At 58.6% G+C, this 16,423-nt stretch carries 15 protein-coding genes and 1 pseudogene; 10 read left to right on the top strand and 6 right to left on the bottom strand.

Annotation, left to right across the window (positions count from 1 at the left end; genetic code table 11):
* The first annotated feature begins 176 nt into the window (after window positions 1-176).
* The 7 genes from IB213_RS04345 (at window position 177) to IB213_RS04315 (ending at window position 6,749) form a co-directional block, all read left to right on the top strand.
* Window positions 177-497: a YkgJ family cysteine cluster protein gene (locus IB213_RS04345; protein WP_191723590.1), complete on the top strand. Its 321-nt coding sequence runs from the start codon at window positions 177-179 to the stop codon at window positions 495-497.
* Between the two features lie 192 nt (window positions 498-689).
* Entirely contained in the window at window positions 690-1,325 is a 636-nt protein-coding gene (locus IB213_RS04340; protein WP_370551163.1) for a LysE family translocator, read from the top strand.
* Between the two features lie 10 nt (window positions 1,326-1,335).
* On the top strand, window positions 1,336-2,175 hold the full coding sequence (locus tag IB213_RS04335) for an AraC family transcriptional regulator (protein WP_192405507.1): 840 nt from the start codon (window positions 1,336-1,338) through the stop codon (window positions 2,173-2,175).
* 301 nt (window positions 2,176-2,476) lie between these two features.
* Window positions 2,477-3,853, top strand: coding sequence for an amino acid permease (locus tag IB213_RS04330; protein ID WP_192405639.1), 1,377 nt, complete (start codon window positions 2,477-2,479; stop codon window positions 3,851-3,853).
* A 71-nt stretch (window positions 3,854-3,924) separates the two neighbouring features.
* Window positions 3,925-5,292: an esterase-like activity of phytase family protein gene (locus tag IB213_RS04325; protein WP_370551162.1), complete on the top strand. Its 1,368-nt coding sequence runs from the start codon at window positions 3,925-3,927 to the stop codon at window positions 5,290-5,292.
* 68 nt (window positions 5,293-5,360) lie between these two features.
* Entirely contained in the window at window positions 5,361-5,996 is a 636-nt protein-coding gene (kynB, locus tag IB213_RS04320) for an arylformamidase (RefSeq protein WP_192405506.1), read from the top strand.
* Between the two features lie 105 nt (window positions 5,997-6,101).
* Window positions 6,102-6,749, top strand: coding sequence for a PolC-type DNA polymerase III (locus IB213_RS04315; RefSeq protein WP_191723585.1), 648 nt, complete (start codon window positions 6,102-6,104; stop codon window positions 6,747-6,749).
* Between the two features lie 136 nt (window positions 6,750-6,885).
* On the opposite strand, the pseudogene IB213_RS18350 reads toward IB213_RS04315, so the two are convergent.
* Window positions 6,886-7,161, bottom strand: a pseudogene (locus IB213_RS18350) (methylated-DNA--[protein]-cysteine S-methyltransferase); the annotation flags it as partial.
* A 403-nt stretch (window positions 7,162-7,564) separates the two neighbouring features.
* Between IB213_RS18350 and IB213_RS04305 the strand changes: the two are divergent.
* A complete protein-coding gene (locus IB213_RS04305) occupies window positions 7,565-8,782 on the top strand; it encodes an MFS transporter (RefSeq protein WP_225214173.1) in 1,218 nt (405 codons plus the stop codon).
* A gap of 3 nt (window positions 8,783-8,785) precedes the next feature.
* On the opposite strand, the gene IB213_RS04300 is transcribed toward IB213_RS04305, so the two are convergent.
* Both IB213_RS04300 and IB213_RS04295 read right to left on the bottom strand, forming a co-directional pair.
* Window positions 8,786-9,997 carry an FAD-dependent monooxygenase gene (locus tag IB213_RS04300; protein WP_192405505.1) on the bottom strand — a complete coding sequence of 404 codons (1,212 nt, stop codon included), beginning with the start codon at window positions 9,995-9,997 and terminating at the stop codon, window positions 8,786-8,788.
* Between the two features lie 356 nt (window positions 9,998-10,353).
* Window positions 10,354-10,644, bottom strand: a complete 291-nt coding sequence (locus IB213_RS04295; protein ID WP_191723582.1) for an H-NS family nucleoid-associated regulatory protein — start codon at window positions 10,642-10,644, stop codon at window positions 10,354-10,356.
* A gap of 238 nt (window positions 10,645-10,882) precedes the next feature.
* On the opposite strand from IB213_RS04295, the gene IB213_RS04290 reads away from it, so the two are divergent.
* Window positions 10,883-11,728 carry a symmetrical bis(5'-nucleosyl)-tetraphosphatase gene (locus tag IB213_RS04290; RefSeq protein WP_192405504.1) on the top strand — a complete coding sequence of 282 codons (846 nt, stop codon included), beginning with the start codon at window positions 10,883-10,885 and terminating at the stop codon, window positions 11,726-11,728.
* 67 nt (window positions 11,729-11,795) lie between these two features.
* On the opposite strand, the gene IB213_RS04285 is transcribed toward IB213_RS04290, so the two are convergent.
* From IB213_RS04285 to IB213_RS04275, 3 genes are all read right to left on the bottom strand, one after another.
* Entirely contained in the window at window positions 11,796-13,208 is a 1,413-nt protein-coding gene (locus IB213_RS04285; protein ID WP_191723580.1) for a DEAD/DEAH box helicase, read from the bottom strand.
* A 110-nt stretch (window positions 13,209-13,318) separates the two neighbouring features.
* Window positions 13,319-14,188: a neutral zinc metallopeptidase gene (locus IB213_RS04280; protein ID WP_191723579.1), complete on the bottom strand. Its 870-nt coding sequence runs from the start codon at window positions 14,186-14,188 to the stop codon at window positions 13,319-13,321.
* Window positions 14,189-14,252: 64 nt separating this feature from the next.
* Window positions 14,253-14,483 (bottom strand): hypothetical protein, encoded by a 231-nt coding sequence (locus tag IB213_RS04275; protein WP_192405503.1) that lies wholly within the window; start codon window positions 14,481-14,483, stop codon window positions 14,253-14,255.
* Between the two features lie 231 nt (window positions 14,484-14,714).
* Between IB213_RS04275 and IB213_RS04270 the strand changes: the two genes are divergently transcribed.
* A complete protein-coding gene (locus tag IB213_RS04270; protein ID WP_192405502.1) occupies window positions 14,715-16,409 on the top strand; it encodes a diguanylate cyclase in 1,695 nt (564 codons plus the stop codon).
* The last annotated feature ends 14 nt before the right edge of the window (window positions 16,410-16,423 follow it).

The following is a 16,423-nucleotide window of genomic DNA, read 5'->3' as shown; positions in this document are numbered from 1 at the left end:
TTGATTCTTATTTTCTTTTTACTCCCATCGCTGAACCTGATGTCTGCCTGAACCAGAGTGGCGCAAAGGGCTTTTGCATCCGTCAGGCCGCCATCCCACACGGCTAGTCCCTTGCAGCAAAAGGGGCCACATTTTCCGGACACAATCACGCGGCCCACTGCCCTGCCCCCACGTCCATGACCCACCCCTGCCTAACCTGCGGCGCTTGCTGCGCTGCTTTTCGCGTGGATTTTTCGATCTATGAATCTGAAACCCATGGCGGGCGCGTACCAGCCGGGCTGGCGGATGAAATCACCACCTCCATGTGCCGCATGCGTGGCACCGACTATGCGCGCCCCCGCTGTGCTGCGCTGACGGGCACAGTCGGCGAGAAAGCGGCCTGTGGTATTTACGAGTGGCGTCCATCGCCCTGCCGTGAATTTGCAGCAGGCTCTGATGCATGCAACCGCGTGCGTCAGCGCCAGGGGCTTGCGCCCTTAGAGAACGGTTTGCTCTAAGACCTGTGGCGCCAAACGCCACGGCATCACAGCACCACGGCTGCGGCAACGCAGCGCCCCTGCCAAGTTCAGTACAGGGGCCTGCAGCATCTGTGGTGTGCACCAGTCGCCGCAACTGCTGCCCGCCAAATTGCCCCTTGGCCTGCAATTTTGTTCAATACCGGCCAGCCAGCTTTGGGCACAGTGCGGCCTGTGAATGAACTACACACATCTTCTCTATGGACGAGCTTGCTGGCAATGGCTGGCTTTGCACTGGTCGGTGCCATCACCCCCGGGCCTGTCAATGTGCTGGCTTTACGCCATGGCAGCCAGGGGCCGGGCTACCAGGCTCTGATGTATGTACTGGGGGCAAGCCTGAGCTACGTTGTCGTGGTGGCATGCATGGGCTTTGGAAGCACCCGCATGCTGGGGCAACACCCGGGGATGGCACACAGCGCGCAATGGCTGTGCGCAGCCTATTTACTCTGGCTGGCCTGGCAACTGGCGCGCGCACCAGCCCTTCAGCCTTTGGCTGTCCAGCCCAGTCACCACCCCAGCCCATGGCAGGCTTTCAACCAGGGGGTCGCGGTCCAAATACTCAACCCCAAGGCCTGGCTGTTTGCGCTGTCTGCCGTGGGGCTTTACGCATTGCCGCAAAGCCACCTGCCACACGCCAATTTAGGGTGGCTGTGCGCGATCTCCCTGCTGGCTTGCCTGATCGGCGTCGGGTGCTGGGCGGCACTCGGACGTATGTTGATACGCTGGCTGCATACACCCCGGCGCCAGCGAGCCTTGAACCTGGCTCTGGCCTTGCTGCTGGTCGTCAGTGTGGTCACTGTGCTGGCATGATGCACGGGTCATGCGCAGTCCCTCGCCACACCAGTTCCACCGCTTAGCCACCCTGCCCTGGGCAGAACTGCGCGTGAGCCAGCAATCTCCACATTGCTACCGCTTGCACATGCATGCCGAGTATTCGCTGGGCATCGTGGACCAGGGCCAGACCTTGTTTCAGCATGCTGACGGCTGTGAGCTGCTGACCGCAGGCAGCGTGGTACTGATCGAGCCGGGTGTCTGGCATGCATGCAACCCTGCACAGGCCACACGCTGGTCCTATCGCATGCTGTACATCCAGGCCGACTGGCTGCATGCGCAGCTAGGGGTTGCCGGGCTGCGTTTTACACGGCGTACAACGCATGCCACGGATACCCGCCAGTTGCTGCATGCACTGTGCCAGCAGTTGGAGACTGGCCACGCCAGCACAAGCCCCGGTACAGCCCCCATTGGCAGTGAGTGGACAGCGCAGCTGCTGCACCTGCTATCGCAACCGGCCATCGCAGAACCGCTGCTGACGGCCTCGCAGGCTCCCCAGCCTGAGACAGCCGCCGTGCTGCACGCGCTGGAGCAGTGGCACCAGCACCCGGACACAGCCCCCAGCGTGCAGACACTGGCGCAGGCCCAGGGTATGAGCGCCTCCCGCTTTATTCGCCATTTCAAGAACGCCACCGGCGTCACCCCCGGTGCATATCGCCTGAACCTGCGCCTCAATGGCGCACGCCGCCTGCTGGCACAGGGCATGCCGCTGGCTGAAGCGGCCCATGCCATGGGTTTTGCCGATCAATCCCATCTGCAGCGTGCCTTCAAGTCCCACCACGCACTGACACCGGGGCGCTACGCCCAAGGCCTGCCCGCCCGTATGTAAGACCTTGTAATCTCACTGCCTGCATCTATACAAGCACCTGCCTCGCAGCATGGTCACCCACATCGTCAGATACTGGTCACAACCGTTGCTTCCAGCCAAGGAGGTCACCATGTTCACACTGTTAATGCTGATTGCCTGCGCTTTCATTGTGGGTGGCGTGATGATGGCGGTGCTGTGCATGGAACAGACACTGGCCGACAATCCGGGCGATTCATGAGCGGTTGCTTCGCCTTGTCTGTGCAATAAATCGCGCCTGCGCAGATACTTGAAGGTTTTGTTTCGACTAGAACCTTGGGCGCACATGGCCAACTTCCACGATATTCAACAACGCGAAACAGGCCTGCAACAACACCTGACCAGCGCCCAGATGGTGATGATCGCCATTGGGGGCGCAGTCGGTACAGGCTTGTTCATGGGCAGCGCTTTTGCCATTGGCTTTGCGGGCCCCGCCGTGCTGATCAGCTACGCCATCGGTGCATTCATTGCATTGCTGTTAATCGGCTGTCTGGGTGAGATGACGGTGGCCCACCCCACCTCCGGCTCATTCGGCGCTTATGCCGAGTACTACCTGGGACCAATGGCCGGGTTTGTGCTGCGCTATGCGTACTGGGCTGCGCTGGTCCTTGCCGTCGGCATGGAGGTCACTGCCGTAGGCATCTACATGGCTTACTGGTTCCCGCAGGTACCGCAATGGGTGTGGGTTGCCGTGTTCTCGGCCATCCTGATTGGCATCAACCTGCGCAGCGTGAAAGTCTATGGCGCAGCGGAATACCTGTTCTCGTCCATCAAAGTCGCCGCCATCATTGCCTTTGTACTGATTGGCGCCTATGTCGTCTTTGGCAGCCACACACCAGGCATCGGTCTGCACAACTACCAAAGCGGCGGTGGCTTCTGGGCCAAGGGTCTGGGCGGCATGTGGCTGGGCGTGATTGTGGCCATGTTCAGCTACCTGGGCGTAGAGGCCATTGCCGTGGCCGCAGGCGAGGCCCAGCACCCGCAAAAAGCCGTGCAAAGCGCCATGAAAACCACCGTCCTGCGCCTGGTACTGTTTTATTTGCTGACGCTGGCCCTGATGCTGGCCATCGTGCCCTGGACAGAAGCGGCCACCCAGACCAGCCCCTTTGTGCGGGTGATGGAGATCATCAACATTCCTTACGCCGCTGGCGTGCTCAATTTTGTTGTGCTGGTGGCTGCCCTGTCGGCCATGAACAGCCAGCTGTACACCACCTCGCGCATGATGTTCAGCTTGGCGCGCGCCAAGCAGGCACCCGCCACCTTTGGCAAAACCAATCCCGATGGCGTGCCTGTGGCGGCCATTCTGGTGTCCAGCCTGGGGGCTGCCGTGGCCATGGTGATCAATGCGTTCTGGCCTGAGCAATCGTTCATGTGGATGATGTCGATTGCCATGTTCGGCGCCATGTTTGCATGGTTCATGATTTTTGTGACCCACCTGGCTTTTCGCCGCCGCCGCGACCGCGAAGGCCAGGAGCGCGTACCGTTTCGCATGTGGGGCTTTCCATGGCTGACGCTGCTGGGCGCGGCACTGATGGGCGGCGTACTGATCACCACCGCCTTCACACCCGAGTTTCGCCTGACGCTGGCCTTTGGCCTGCCCTGGCTGCTGATGCTCAGTGTGATTTACCTGTTGCGCCGTGCACGCGCAGTGACACCCAACTGACTTCAATCTGCCATCACAGTGACACACGCAGCTTGAATGATTGCCACCATCCTTCAACTGCTGTGACCACTGTGAACACTCCCCCTCGTCTTTCCTGGATTGCCAGCCTGTGCCTGCTGGCAAGCATCGCTACACCGTCCCACGCCAGCAGCACCCCAGCACATCAGGCCACTTTGGCGGGCCACGCGGTGCTGACAGCGCTGAGCATCATGCCCGCTCCCGCAGACGCACCTGCAGACCTGCGCAGCAGCGGCAAATACACCACCACAGCGCCAACCTACGTACTGGGCAGCGTGGAAGGTCAATCCGATGGCCGCCCCACCGGGGTCAAGCTGCCTTTTGATGGCCAGCCCCGTCAGGGCCATTCAGGCATCGTGCGCATGGACGATGGCTCTTTTTGGATCATCACTGACAACGGCGCTGGCAACAAAGCCAATTCATCGGACTTCATGCTGCACCTGAGCCACTATCAGGTTGACTTCAAGCAAGGCGATTTCAAATTGCTCAAAACCGTGTTCCTGCACGACCCAGACCGCAAGGTGCCATTTCGCATCACTCAGGAAGGCACCGAAAAGCGTTACCTGACTGGTTCTGACTTTGACCCCGAAAGCCTGCAGATCGTTGGCCCCCACCTCTGGATTGGTGACGAGTTTGGCCCCTTTCTGATTCAGGCCGACATGCAGGGCAAAGTGCTGGCGGTGTTTGACACTCTGGTAGACGGCAAGCCCGTGCAGTCGCCAGACCACCCCGCAGCGCGCACAGCGGCTTCGCCCGATGCCAAGCCCGTGCTCTACCCTGTGCGCCGTTCCAAAGGGTTTGAAGGCATGGCGGCCAGCCCCGACGGCAGCAAGCTGTACCCCTTGCTGGAGGGCGCGCTGTGGGACAGCAAGACCGGCGCACTGGAAAGCGACAACGGTGTGACCTATCTGCGCGCACTGGAGTTTGATGTGCAGGGCAAAAAGTGGACAGGCCGCCAGTGGAAGTACCCTCTGGAAGCAGCCACGCATTCCATTGGCGACTTCAACATGATCAACGCCACCACTGCCCTCGTGATTGAGCGTGACGACGGTGAAGGCACCCCTGATCAGGCGTGCCCCGCCGGTGAAAAACGCACCGATTGCTTTGGCAAACTGCCCGCCTTCAAACGCGTGTACAAAGTTGAGATGAGCGAGGCAAATGTGGGCGGCTTGATGCGCAAGATTGGCTACATTGATCTGCTCAACATTCAGGACCCCAAAAAGCTGTCCCGCAAACCGCTGACCCAGGGCGTGCTGCAGTTTCCCTTCTTCACCATCGAAAACGTGGCCGTGGTGGACAGTCAGCACATCGTGGTGGGCAACGACAACAACCTGCCCTACAGCTCCAGCCGCCACCCCAACCAGCAAGATGACAACGAGCTGGTGCTGCTGAACGTACGTAGCCTGCTGCAAGCCAAATAATCCGCACACCTGCATACTGGCAAGCCTGTGAGCACACTGCTCACAGGCTTTTTTACTGCCCGCATGCCATGACAAGCACCCGTCAGCTCTGGGACATCTCAGCTCCCATCCACCACAGCAGCCCGGTCTACCCCGGTGATACGCCGTACCGCCAGGTCTGGACAGCCAGCATTGGCCCGCAATGCCCGGTCAATGTCAGCACCATCGAGATGTCGCCCCACATCGGCACCCACGCCGATGCACCGCTGCATTACGACGCGCAAGGCGCTGCCATGGGTGGCGTGGATCTGGCCGCCTACATTGGCCCCTGCCGGGTCATTCATGCGATTGCCTGCGGGCCGCTGATCCAGTGGCAGCACATTGCCCACGCCATCACGCCCGATCTGCCAGCACGCGTGCTGCTGCGCACCTATGCCCAGGTGCCACAGCACTGGGACGATCAGCTCACCGGCTTTGCCCCCCACACCATCGAGAGGCTGGCTGATCTGGGGGTACAGCTCCTCGGCATTGACACCGCCAGCATTGACCCCGCCAGCAGCCAGACGCTGGACAGCCACATGCTGGTGCGCGCACGCAACATGCGGGTGCTGGAAAATCTGGTGCTGGATGCCGTGCCAGAGGGCGACTACGAACTGATCGCCCTGCCGCTCAAACTCATGCAGGCCGACGCCTCGCCCGTGCGCGCCGTTTTGCGCAGCCTATAAGCCAAATCAGCCCGATGAGGTCGATGCATATCTGAGGCAAAGCGCTCTTCAGGTGAGCCTGCCTTTAACGCTTATGCTTCAAGGGCCAAAAGCTATCAAAACCATATGACCGACCGCATCGCCATCATCGACTTTGAAACCACCGGCATGAGCCCCGCCCACGGCGCACGCGCCGCCGAGGTGGGCATTGTGGTGATTGAGGGCGGGCGCATGGTCGATCGCTTTCAAAGCCTGATGAACGCTGGCCAGCGCATGCCGTGGAACATCACCCAGCTCACCGGCATCAGCGACGCCATGGTGCAAGCAGCGCCGCCCGCAGACGCTGTCATGCGCGAGGCGGCGGCCTTTGTCGGCAATACCCCCATGGTGGCGCACAACGCATCGTTTGATCGCAAGTTCTGGGTCGACGAGCTGCAGCGCGCAGGTTGTGATGCTTCGCAGCCCTTTGCCTGCACCGTGCTGCTGTCGCGCCGGCTGTACCCGCAGGCGCCCAGCCACTCGCTGGGCCGCATCGTGCGTTTTCTGGATTTGCCCCCAGCCGACAAAGCCCACCGCGCTTTGGCCGATGCCGAGATGACCGCGCACCTGCTGCTGCGCATGCACAGCGATTTACAGACACGCTGGCACATCCCCCAGCCCGACTATGCCTTGCTGCACATGATTCAAAGCAGCCAGCGCCAGCACGTACCTGCCTTGCTGCAACGCACATCGACCGAACAAACGCAGCCCGAGCTGCCGGGCATTGCGCACTGAAAGACTTGCGCCGCAACGCTCAAAAACAGAGTTCTCTCAAAAACAGAGCTATCAGCGCTTGCCTGTCAACAACTTCAAATACTTTTAATGCGTAAAAGCTTACTACACATGCGTAAGCAGCTATTTATTTTGATTTTCAGATAGCGCCTTCTTGCTGCAGCAACTGCTGCTTGCGCTCCAGCCCCCAGCGGTAACCGCCCCAGCCGCCATCACTGCGCAGCACGCGGTGGCACGGCACCAGCACAGCCAGAGGGTTGGCTGCACAGGCGCTGGCTACGGCGCGCACCGCCTGTGGCTGGCCTGCAGCCTTGGCCACCTCGGTATACGTGCGCGTTTGCCCGGGGGGAATGCTGCGCAGCGCCTTCCAGACCTTGCGCTGAAAGTCGGTGCCACCCACCACATCCAAAGGTACAACATGCTGCAGCGTGGGGTGCACCAAAATCTCCAGCACCGTATCGCTCCAGCGGTGCAGCAGCGGGCCGCCCGTATCCAGTTGCGCTTTGGGGTAGCGCTGCTGCAAGTCGCTGATCAGTACAGACTTGCTATCGCCCAGCAATACTGCTGCGATACCTTTGGACGTGGACGCCACCAGCACCTGCCCCAGCGCGCATTGACGCAGGGTGTAGTGCAAGACCAAAGGCGCTGAAGAGGTGGAGGTGCGGGTGCTCATGGCAGCCACTTTATGCCACTCCAAAGACCCCGCCAAGGGCAAATCCCTACACAGTGGAGACAGTTCTTGTAAACGCTGCGCGCTACCCTTGCGGCCAGGAGACAGCCACGTGCCCAATAACACCCCCAACACAGCACCCAGCACCATGCAGCGTCAGCTGTGGATCATGCTTTTGGCATTGCTCAGCGGCTTTGCGCTCAGCCAGGCCTTTCGCACCATCACCGCCATCCTGGCCCAGGGCCTGCAGCAGGACTTTGGCATCAGCGCCAGCTCTCTGGGCGCATTTGCCGGGCTGTTTGGCCTGTCTTTTGGTGTCGCCCAGCTCATGATGGGCATTGGCATGGATTTGTACGGCCTGCGCCGCACGGTGCTGTGCGCTTTTCCACTGGCAGCTGTGGGCTCTGCCCTTTCGGCTGCCGCGCCCAGCTATGGCTGGCTGATGCTGGGCCAGCTCATGATTGGCGTGGGCTGCTCACCTGCTTTTCTGGCCTGCACCATTTTCATTGCGCGCCACTTTCCGGCGGAGCGGTTTGCCTTCATTTCGGGCCTGTCCATGGGTGTAGGCGGACTTGGTCTGCTGTTTACCGGTACACCGCTGGCATGGGTGGTCGAGATGGGTGGCTGGCGCAGCGGGTTCTGGCTGCTCAGCGGTCTGTGCGTACTGTCGTGGCTGCTGATCTTTTTCAAAGTGCATGAACCCGCTTTGCCACAGACCGCCAGCACGGCTAAAGAAACCTGGGGCCAGGCCTTTGTCCGCATGGCAGAGCTGCTCACCCTTCCCTACACCTGGGGCATGCTGGTGCTGGGCATGTCGTGCTATGCCGCTTTTTTGTCGTTACGCGGGCTTTGGATTGGGCCACTGCTGATGGAGCGCCATGGCTTCAGCCTGGTGAGCAGCGGGCATGTGGCCTTCCTGGTGTCACTGATTTCGCTGTTCAGCCCTGCGGTCTTCGGCCGTCTGGACCCCGGCACGCTGCGCCGGCGTCAATGGCTGGTTCATTTTTCGCTGGGCATGGCAGCGCTGTTCGTGGTGCTGGCGCTGTGGCGGCAGCCGGTGGCCAACGTGCTGACCCTGGTGGCCATGGCCATGCTCTCGGGCTACGGCCTGCTGCAATACGCCGATGTGCGCACCTCCTACCCCAACCACATGACAGGGCGGGCGCTGTCCCTGTTCACCATGGCCATGTTTTTGGGCGTTGCGCTGATGCAGTGGTTCACCGGCATCGTGGCGGCATGGGCCATCCGCAACGCCTGGGAGCCTTACACGGCAGTAGCCCTCACGATTGCACTGTGGCTGGCAGCGGCATCTACGGCATACCGGCTGCTGCCTGCATCGCCCTTGCTGCAAGCTGCCAGAACGTAGCGCCTACAAGCTGCTGGCGCTGGAGCCATCGCCCCGGTACAGCCACGGCAAATCCATCAGCTGGCTGCCGAGCATGCGCATGGTCAGATCGCGCCCCCAGCGCACAGGCCCGGTGGCATGAAAGATATTGCCATTGCGAATGGAGCGTGCCTGCACGCGTGCATTGCGCTCCCAGCGGTTGATGGCGTAGCGGCGCAGGCGCAGCTCCACCTCCAGATCATCCATCGCCAGTGCGCGCTGCAGCTCTGCCGCATCTTCAATCGCCATGCCCGCACCTTGTGCCAGATAAGGCCGCATCGGGTGCGCAGCATCGCCAATCAAACCGACCAATCCCCTGGCCATGCCTTCTGGCCCCTGCAAGGGGGCTCGGTCTGACAAGGGCCACAGCCGCCACTGTCCACCGGCAGCGGGCACACTGCGCACAAGATCCTGCAAATTGCTCGAGCAATGCTTGAGCGCCTGCTCCAGCGCCTGCGCATTGGCGGCATGGTCCCAATGCTCCATATCTTGCGGCGCAGGCCCTTCAATGATGACCACGATGTTCATCATTTCTCCACGCCGCACCGGGTAATGCACCGCGTGCATGCGTGGGCCCAGCCATACCGTCACCTCATTGCTGCGCCAGCCCACAGGCACGTCTGCCATAGGCAGCAGTGCGCGGTATGCCAGGTGCCCCGACACACGCGGGCGGCTGCTGTCGCCCAGCAGGGGACCACGCAATTTGCTCCATACGCCATCGGCCAGCATCAGCGCATCACCTTCCACCACCTTGTTGGCCGAAGTTCGAATGGTGGTGACACGCTCAGCCCCCAGCAACTCACTCACTTCTTGCCCTGGATTGATAAAGATGTCTGCGCGCTGCTGCGCCGCCTGGTGCAAGACACCATGCAAATCAGCGCGGTGAATCGTGACGTAGGCTGCGCCATAGCGCTCCACCATGGACTGCCCCAGCGGCGCACTGGCCAGAACTTTTCCGTTGATGCCACTGCGTGCCACCAGTTGCTGGGGCAATGCAACCACTTGCTGCAAAGCTTTTTGCAAGCCCCAGGCCTGCAAACGTCGCACCACGTTCGGCCCCAGCTGCACCCCCGCGCCCACTTCAGAAAATTGGGGCGAACGTTCAAACAAGCGTGCATCCCAGCCCGCATGTGATGCACCCAATGCAGCCGCCATACCGGCAATACCGCCACCAGCAATCAGTACTTGTTTTCTCATGCGCCAAATTGTGGCGCTGAAATACGTGAGGCGTGCACTCACAGAGACAGATAAATCTGATACGCCGCAAAATCTGCTCAGTATTTAAGCAAGCTCCCCCAACACCCAGCGCTACACACTTGTGCCCAAAAGCCATAGGCTCCATCCTTGATACATCGCGGCCTTGCTTCGTCGCACTTGAGCGTGCAGCGTATGGTGCGCGGCGAGCTACTTGTGGCTTCGCATTCACCGCAAACCTTTAATTTTCCGGACGGTATCAACCACTCTAGAAGGTCATCTGCTGTCTGTCTAAAAATGACAACGCCATGTCGGTGGACACATAAAAAAACCCGCTACTGCGGGTTTTTTTAGACTCTTTAGATTTCAAACTTGCTGCGGTCCTGGTCTTGAATCCATTTTGGGGCTTTACCACGCCCTGTCCATGTTTCACCTGTTTGAGGATTCTTGTATTTAGGCGCAACTTTGGAACCAGCGGAACTACTGCGCGCCGAGCGCGCGGCAGGAAATACGTCTGCAGCACTCAGACCATACTCATCAATCAACCCACGCACCTTGCTGACAGCTTCAGCCAACTCACGCTTGCGCGCTTCTTGAATTTGCTTTTCGAGTGCTTCACGTTGCTTCAAAAGATCTTTATAAGAGCTCATGTCGTACTTCCTTTAGTTAGGTGCAAAAATTATATATACCAATGTGTTTTCATGAATGCACACACAAGTATTAATAAAAAATAAAAACCCCATTATTTAATAGGAAAGTTTTATTCAATTTCTCTTGCTGCACGCTGTGTGCCACTGAGATTCCTGATCTGCAATTTACACTACGCCTATTGAATACCAGTCATTGCAAATGATGTATTCCTCTTGAATTACAAAGAAAGCAAAGAAAGTGTCCACTTACTTAATTGGTGACATCCAGGGCTGCGACAGTGCTTTGGAAAAGCTGCTTCACCAGATTTCGTTCTCACCCAGCCGCGACACTCTGTATTTACTGGGAGATCTGATCAATCGGGGGCCTGCGTCTGCCGAAGTCCTGCGCCGCTGCATGCAGCTAGGTGATGCCGTCAAACCCTTGCTGGGCAACCATGACCTGCACCTGCTGGCCAGTGCTTATGGTGTTCGCAAACCAGGCAAACGTGACACGCTGCAGAGCATTTTGAATGCACCAGACCGATCTGACTTATTGCACTGGGTTTCACAGCAACCATTGGCGCGTTGCCTAGAGAGTGCTTCAGGCCAGAGATTATTGATGGTGCATGCGGGTGTATTGCCTCAATGGAGTCTTGCAGACACGCTAGCACTGGCCGATGAAGTACACCAGCAGATCAACAGCGATGCCCTGCCAGAATTTCTCATGCATATGTATGGCAACACCCCCAATCAGTGGGATTCGCAATTGTCTGGCGCAGACAGGCTGCGCGTGATTGTGAATGCGCTGACACGCATTCGCTTCTGCAGCACCGATGGTGTGATGGATTTTGAAAGCTCTGAATCTGCTGATGCAGCCCCTGCAGGATTAATCCCCTGGTTTGAATGCCCTGAGCGAAAAACAATGAATGACATTATTGCTTTTGGCCACTGGTCAACATTAGGACTGATGAACCGCCCCAATCTCATGGCACTGGATACCGGCTGTGTCTGGGGTGGCTGCCTCAGCGCCATGGAAATTGGCAGTGATTTTGAAGAACGGCGTTTGCACCAGATTCATTGCGAACAAGCTCAAAAACCCGGTTAAGCCCAAGCTGCAGCCATAAAAAAACCACGCTCAATGGCGTGGTTCTTTTTATGGCTGCAGCGACTTGTTAGAAGCTCCCCATGGGCTTGAACAAAGCTGCAACCTTGCGTTTGGACTTCACACCCGCAGCTGCTTTGGGCGCAGCAGGGCTGGCATCCCATGCAGGGGTATAGGACTCACGCTCCTGATAGGGCTTATCAAAGAAGGGATCTGCCGGAGCACTGCGCACAGGGCGCGCACCACGCATAGGGCGGGTGCCTTGTACCGAAGCACTGCGCTGCACCTCTTCACGGCCTGCGACTTCGCGCTGGCTGTCACGGTCACGGAAACGGCGAGTATCAGACAGTTGAATGGTTTCGACAGTGATCTTTTTCTTGATCAGCTTCTCGATATCAGCCACCAATTTGGCATCCGAGCTACCCACCATGGTCACTGCCAGACCGGTCGCGCCAGCACGGCCAGTGCGGCCAATGCGGTGCACATAGTCTTCGGCGTTGAATGGCACGTCGTAGTTGAACACGGCAGGCACATCTTTGATGTCCAGACCACGTGCAGCCACGTCGGTACACACCAACAGGTCCATTTCGCCTTGCTTGAAAGCTTCCAGCGCCTTCAAACGCTCATCCTGGCTCTTGTCGCCATGCAAAGCGGTTGCACGATAGCCATCGCGCTCCAGAGCACGGGTCAAGCGGGCGCATCCCAGCTTGCTGTTAGAGAAGATGAAAGCCTGGCGAATGCCACGCTCTTTCAGCACCTCACAGATGGCACGGCGCTTGTCGTCGTCATTGGCAGCAATGAAGCGCTGCTCTACCGTCGAGGCCGTCTCATTGGGGCGAGCGACTTCAATGGTGACCGGGTCTTGCAGGTAGCTGCCAGCCAGACGCTTGATTTCTGGCGAGAACGTCGCACTGAACAGCAGCGTAGTGCGTGTCTTGGGCAAATGGCTCAAAATGCGCTGCAAATCGGGCAGGAACCCGATGTCCAGCATGCGGTCGGCCTCGTCGAGCACCACATATTCAACTTGATTGAGCACCACATTCTTGGCTTCAATATGGTCCAGCAGACGGCCCGGCGTTGCCACCAAGACCTCCACGCCTTTTTTCAGCTCCAGCGTCTGGGGCTTCATATCCATACCGCCAAAAACCACGGTGCTGCGCAGCTTGGTGTGCTTTGCGTACAGCGCAATTTGCTGAGCCACCTGATCGGCCAGCTCACGCGTTGGCAATAGCACCAGAGCACGAACCGGGTGACGGGCTGGAGATGCCGAGGTGTTCTCATGCCGCATCAGACGTTGCAGCAGTGGCAGCGAAAAAGCAGCGGTCTTACCCGTGCCAGTTTGCGCTGCTCCCATCACATCCTTGCCGGTTAAAACCACCGGAATCGCCTGGGCCTGGATGGGGGTCATGGACTCGTAGCCCATTTCGGCCACGGCGCGTGCCAGAGGCTCCGCCAAGAGTAAAGAGGAAAAAGAACTTGTCATTGAGGGTGCTATTGTCGCACTGTGAACGCCAAGCTCCTTGTGAGGTCTTTAAATCCAGCGTTTCTTGGCGGATTCCGTGGAAATAAAACCTCACTTTAAGCGCATTTTTGCTACAAGCTGCTGGCAGAAAAAGTGTCACATGACTGCACGGATCCTGTCTGTAAACCGGTTTTAAACCAGCGCTGACGCTGTGCACTGCTGCCGTGTGTAAAGCTGTCTGGCACGATCTGGCCAGTCTGCGCCTTCTGCAATGCATCGTCACCAATTTTTGCAGCGGCGTTCATGGCCTCCTGAACATCTCCCTGCTCAAGAATTTGGCGCTGACTGTCTGCATGGTGCGCCCACACACCGGCCAGACAATCTGCCTGCAGCTCCAGCTTGACGGACAGCTTGTTGTATTCCACCTTGCTGACACGCCCCCGCATTTGATCCACCTGGCCAGAGATACCCAGCAGATTCTGCACATGGTGACCGACCTCATGCGCAATCACATACGCCTGCGCAAAGTCACCGGGAGCGCCCAGCTGGTTTTTCAGCTGGTCATAAAAGGACAGGTCAATGTAGACTTTTTGATCGCCCGGACAGTAAAAGGGCCCCATGGCTGACTGGCCTGTGCCACATGCCGTAGCAATGGCACCGCGGAACAGGACCAGTCGAGGGTCCTGATAAGTTGCCCCGCCTTGTCTAAAAATTTGCGTCCACACATCTTCCGTATCCGCCAGCACGGTAGATACGAACTTAGCCATGGTGTCATTGGCCGGAGGCGCTTGCGCTGGTGCTTGCTGCTGCGTCGCAGGCATACCGCCGCCACTGATAACGCCCAAAATCGTCAATGGGTTCACACCCAGCACCCAGCCTCCAATCAGCGCAATCACGATCGTACCGATCCCGATATTGCGGCCACCCAGCATGGGTGCCCCACCGCCGCCACTGCGCCGGTCTTCCACGTTGTCCGACTGGCGATTGCCTTCCCATTTCATCGTTGTTTCTCCTGGACACCTCAAGGTAGCGCTGCGCGCGGCATACCTGTATCTGTATTCATTGTCATTCGTGCTGCGTCGCCTGCTCTTGCTCGTGCGACGCCTGCGGCATCGTTCCCACAGGCTGGTTGGACCAGCTGGCGGAGCGGCTCACATTCTGCGCCCGTGCAGTGTGCATCTGTACAACGTCCATGAATGTGATGAATTGCCAAACCAGCAAGACAGCTGCACCAAAAAAAAGACAGCCACGCAACAACAGACTAAAAAACACGTGATTCAGTTTGTGCTCGCTCATATCAAAAGTCCGTCATGCAATGCGTGAATGCTAGTTTTTCGCTTGCACGCTGCGTAGCGTGATGCATGCCAAGTCGTTGTAGGACTTTCATATACAGCCACCACCTGCCAAGGGTTCTTGACTGACAAGCACGCCACTTGACGCTCCAGCCTTTTTTTGCAAACACTGCATATCGCACCAACGCTGCTGCGGCCCTGACTTTTAACTTGCCCTGTGCCCACCAAAAGATTCATGCCCCAAACCGACCCACCCTACCGCAGCCTTCGAACTCAAATTGCGTTGGTATTTGGTGGTTTTTCGGTATTTCTGGCCGTGGTGCTTTGTTTACTGGCGGGTGAATTTCTGAAATGGCGTTTGCAGCAACAAGCCGCTACTGCCTTGCATATCGTGGCCAGCAATACCGCCACGATGCTGCAGCAAGATTTGCAGCAGCAAAGCCGCCGTGCGCAGGTACTGGCTACATCCAAAGAATTGTGGGAACAGGGTTTGGCCTCACGCGGCGTAGCCGATATGCTGGCCCGCATGCAGCACATCAATCCTCATAACGTATGGATTGGGGTTGCCGATGTCCACGGGACCGTGCAAAACGCCACAGACCATTTGCTGCAGGGCACAGATGTCTCGCAACGCCCTTGGTTTCAGTACGCACAAAGTGGCCCGTTCATCAGCCAGGTCTACACATCCCAGCAACTGACTCAATTGCTCCAAAAATCTGCAGATGCATCTGCACAAGCACTGCGTGTGGTGGACTTTGCTGCGCCGATCCAAGGCCCTGATGGCTCTTTACTGGGTGTTCTGGGCATTCACAGCAGCTGGGACTGGGCGCGCGATGCGGTCGAGCGGCTGCAGCAAGGTGCGGCAAAAAACAACCAGCAAAGCATTTTCATCTTTGATAAAGCAGGTACGTTGATCTACGCCCCCGATGGCGCTACGGCCCCTTACACAAGGCTTGAGCAGACCCTGCCCGAGGCGATGGAGCGCAACAGCCCCAATGCCAACCTGGTGCAATGGAAAGATCGGGCGCAGCCTTTTCTCACCTCCGCTGTGCAGCTTCCCACACCCAGCCCGGCCAATGATCTGGGCTGGTGGATCGTGGCACGCCAACCGGTTGAAGCTGCCTACGCAGACGCCAACCGCATGCTGTGGCTGTCCCTTGGCTTTGCTGGCATTGCAGGCTTGCTGACTGCCCTGGTCGCCTGGACCCTGGCAAGACATGTGAGCGATGACTTGAAGCAACTGGCCCAGGCTGCCAGCCAGATTCAGGCCCACACGCACGCCAGCATCCCCCTGCTTCACAGCAACCGTGAAGTCTTCAAGCTTTCTCAGGCCTTGTCGGGCATGACGGCGCAGTTGCTGCGCGCCAATGAAGAAATGCAAAAGCAGGTTCATCGACGCACGCAGGAGCTGCAAGCAGCCAATGCCGAATTGCAGCGCCAGGCCAATACCGATGCACTCACCCAGCTTCTCAATCGCCGCGGCTTTGATACCCAGGCCACCCTGGCTTTGGCCCTGGCACGCCGCAGTGGCCGCCCCTTGAGCATGATCAGCCTGGATATTGACTTCTTCAAATCCGTCAACGATCAGTTTGGCCACGATGCGGGGGACAGCGTCTTGGCCAATCTGGCAGACATCCTGCGCCAGCGCACGCGCCAAGCAGACATCGTCGCACGCATTGGCGGTGAGGAATTTGCACTGCTGCTGCCCGACACCAGCGCCAGTGCAGCACAGCAACTGGCCCAGGAACTTCTAGAGAGTATTGAACGCACCCCCATACCGACAGTGGGCCACATCACTGTCAGCGCTGGCGTGAGCAGCTTGCGCAGCGAAGAGGCCTGCGATGATCTGCACAGCATGATCAAGCGCAGCGACGAAGCCTTGTACGAGGCCAAACGCGCTGGCCGCAACCGGGTTCATCGCGCCGGGTGAGGCCGTGCAGCCCC

The organism is Comamonas sp. CMM02 (genome assembly GCF_014851485.1).
In the GTDB taxonomy this organism is placed as follows: Bacteria; Pseudomonadota; Gammaproteobacteria; order Burkholderiales; family Burkholderiaceae_C; genus Comamonas; species Comamonas avium.
This window is presented reverse-complemented; position numbering and strand designations above follow the sequence as displayed.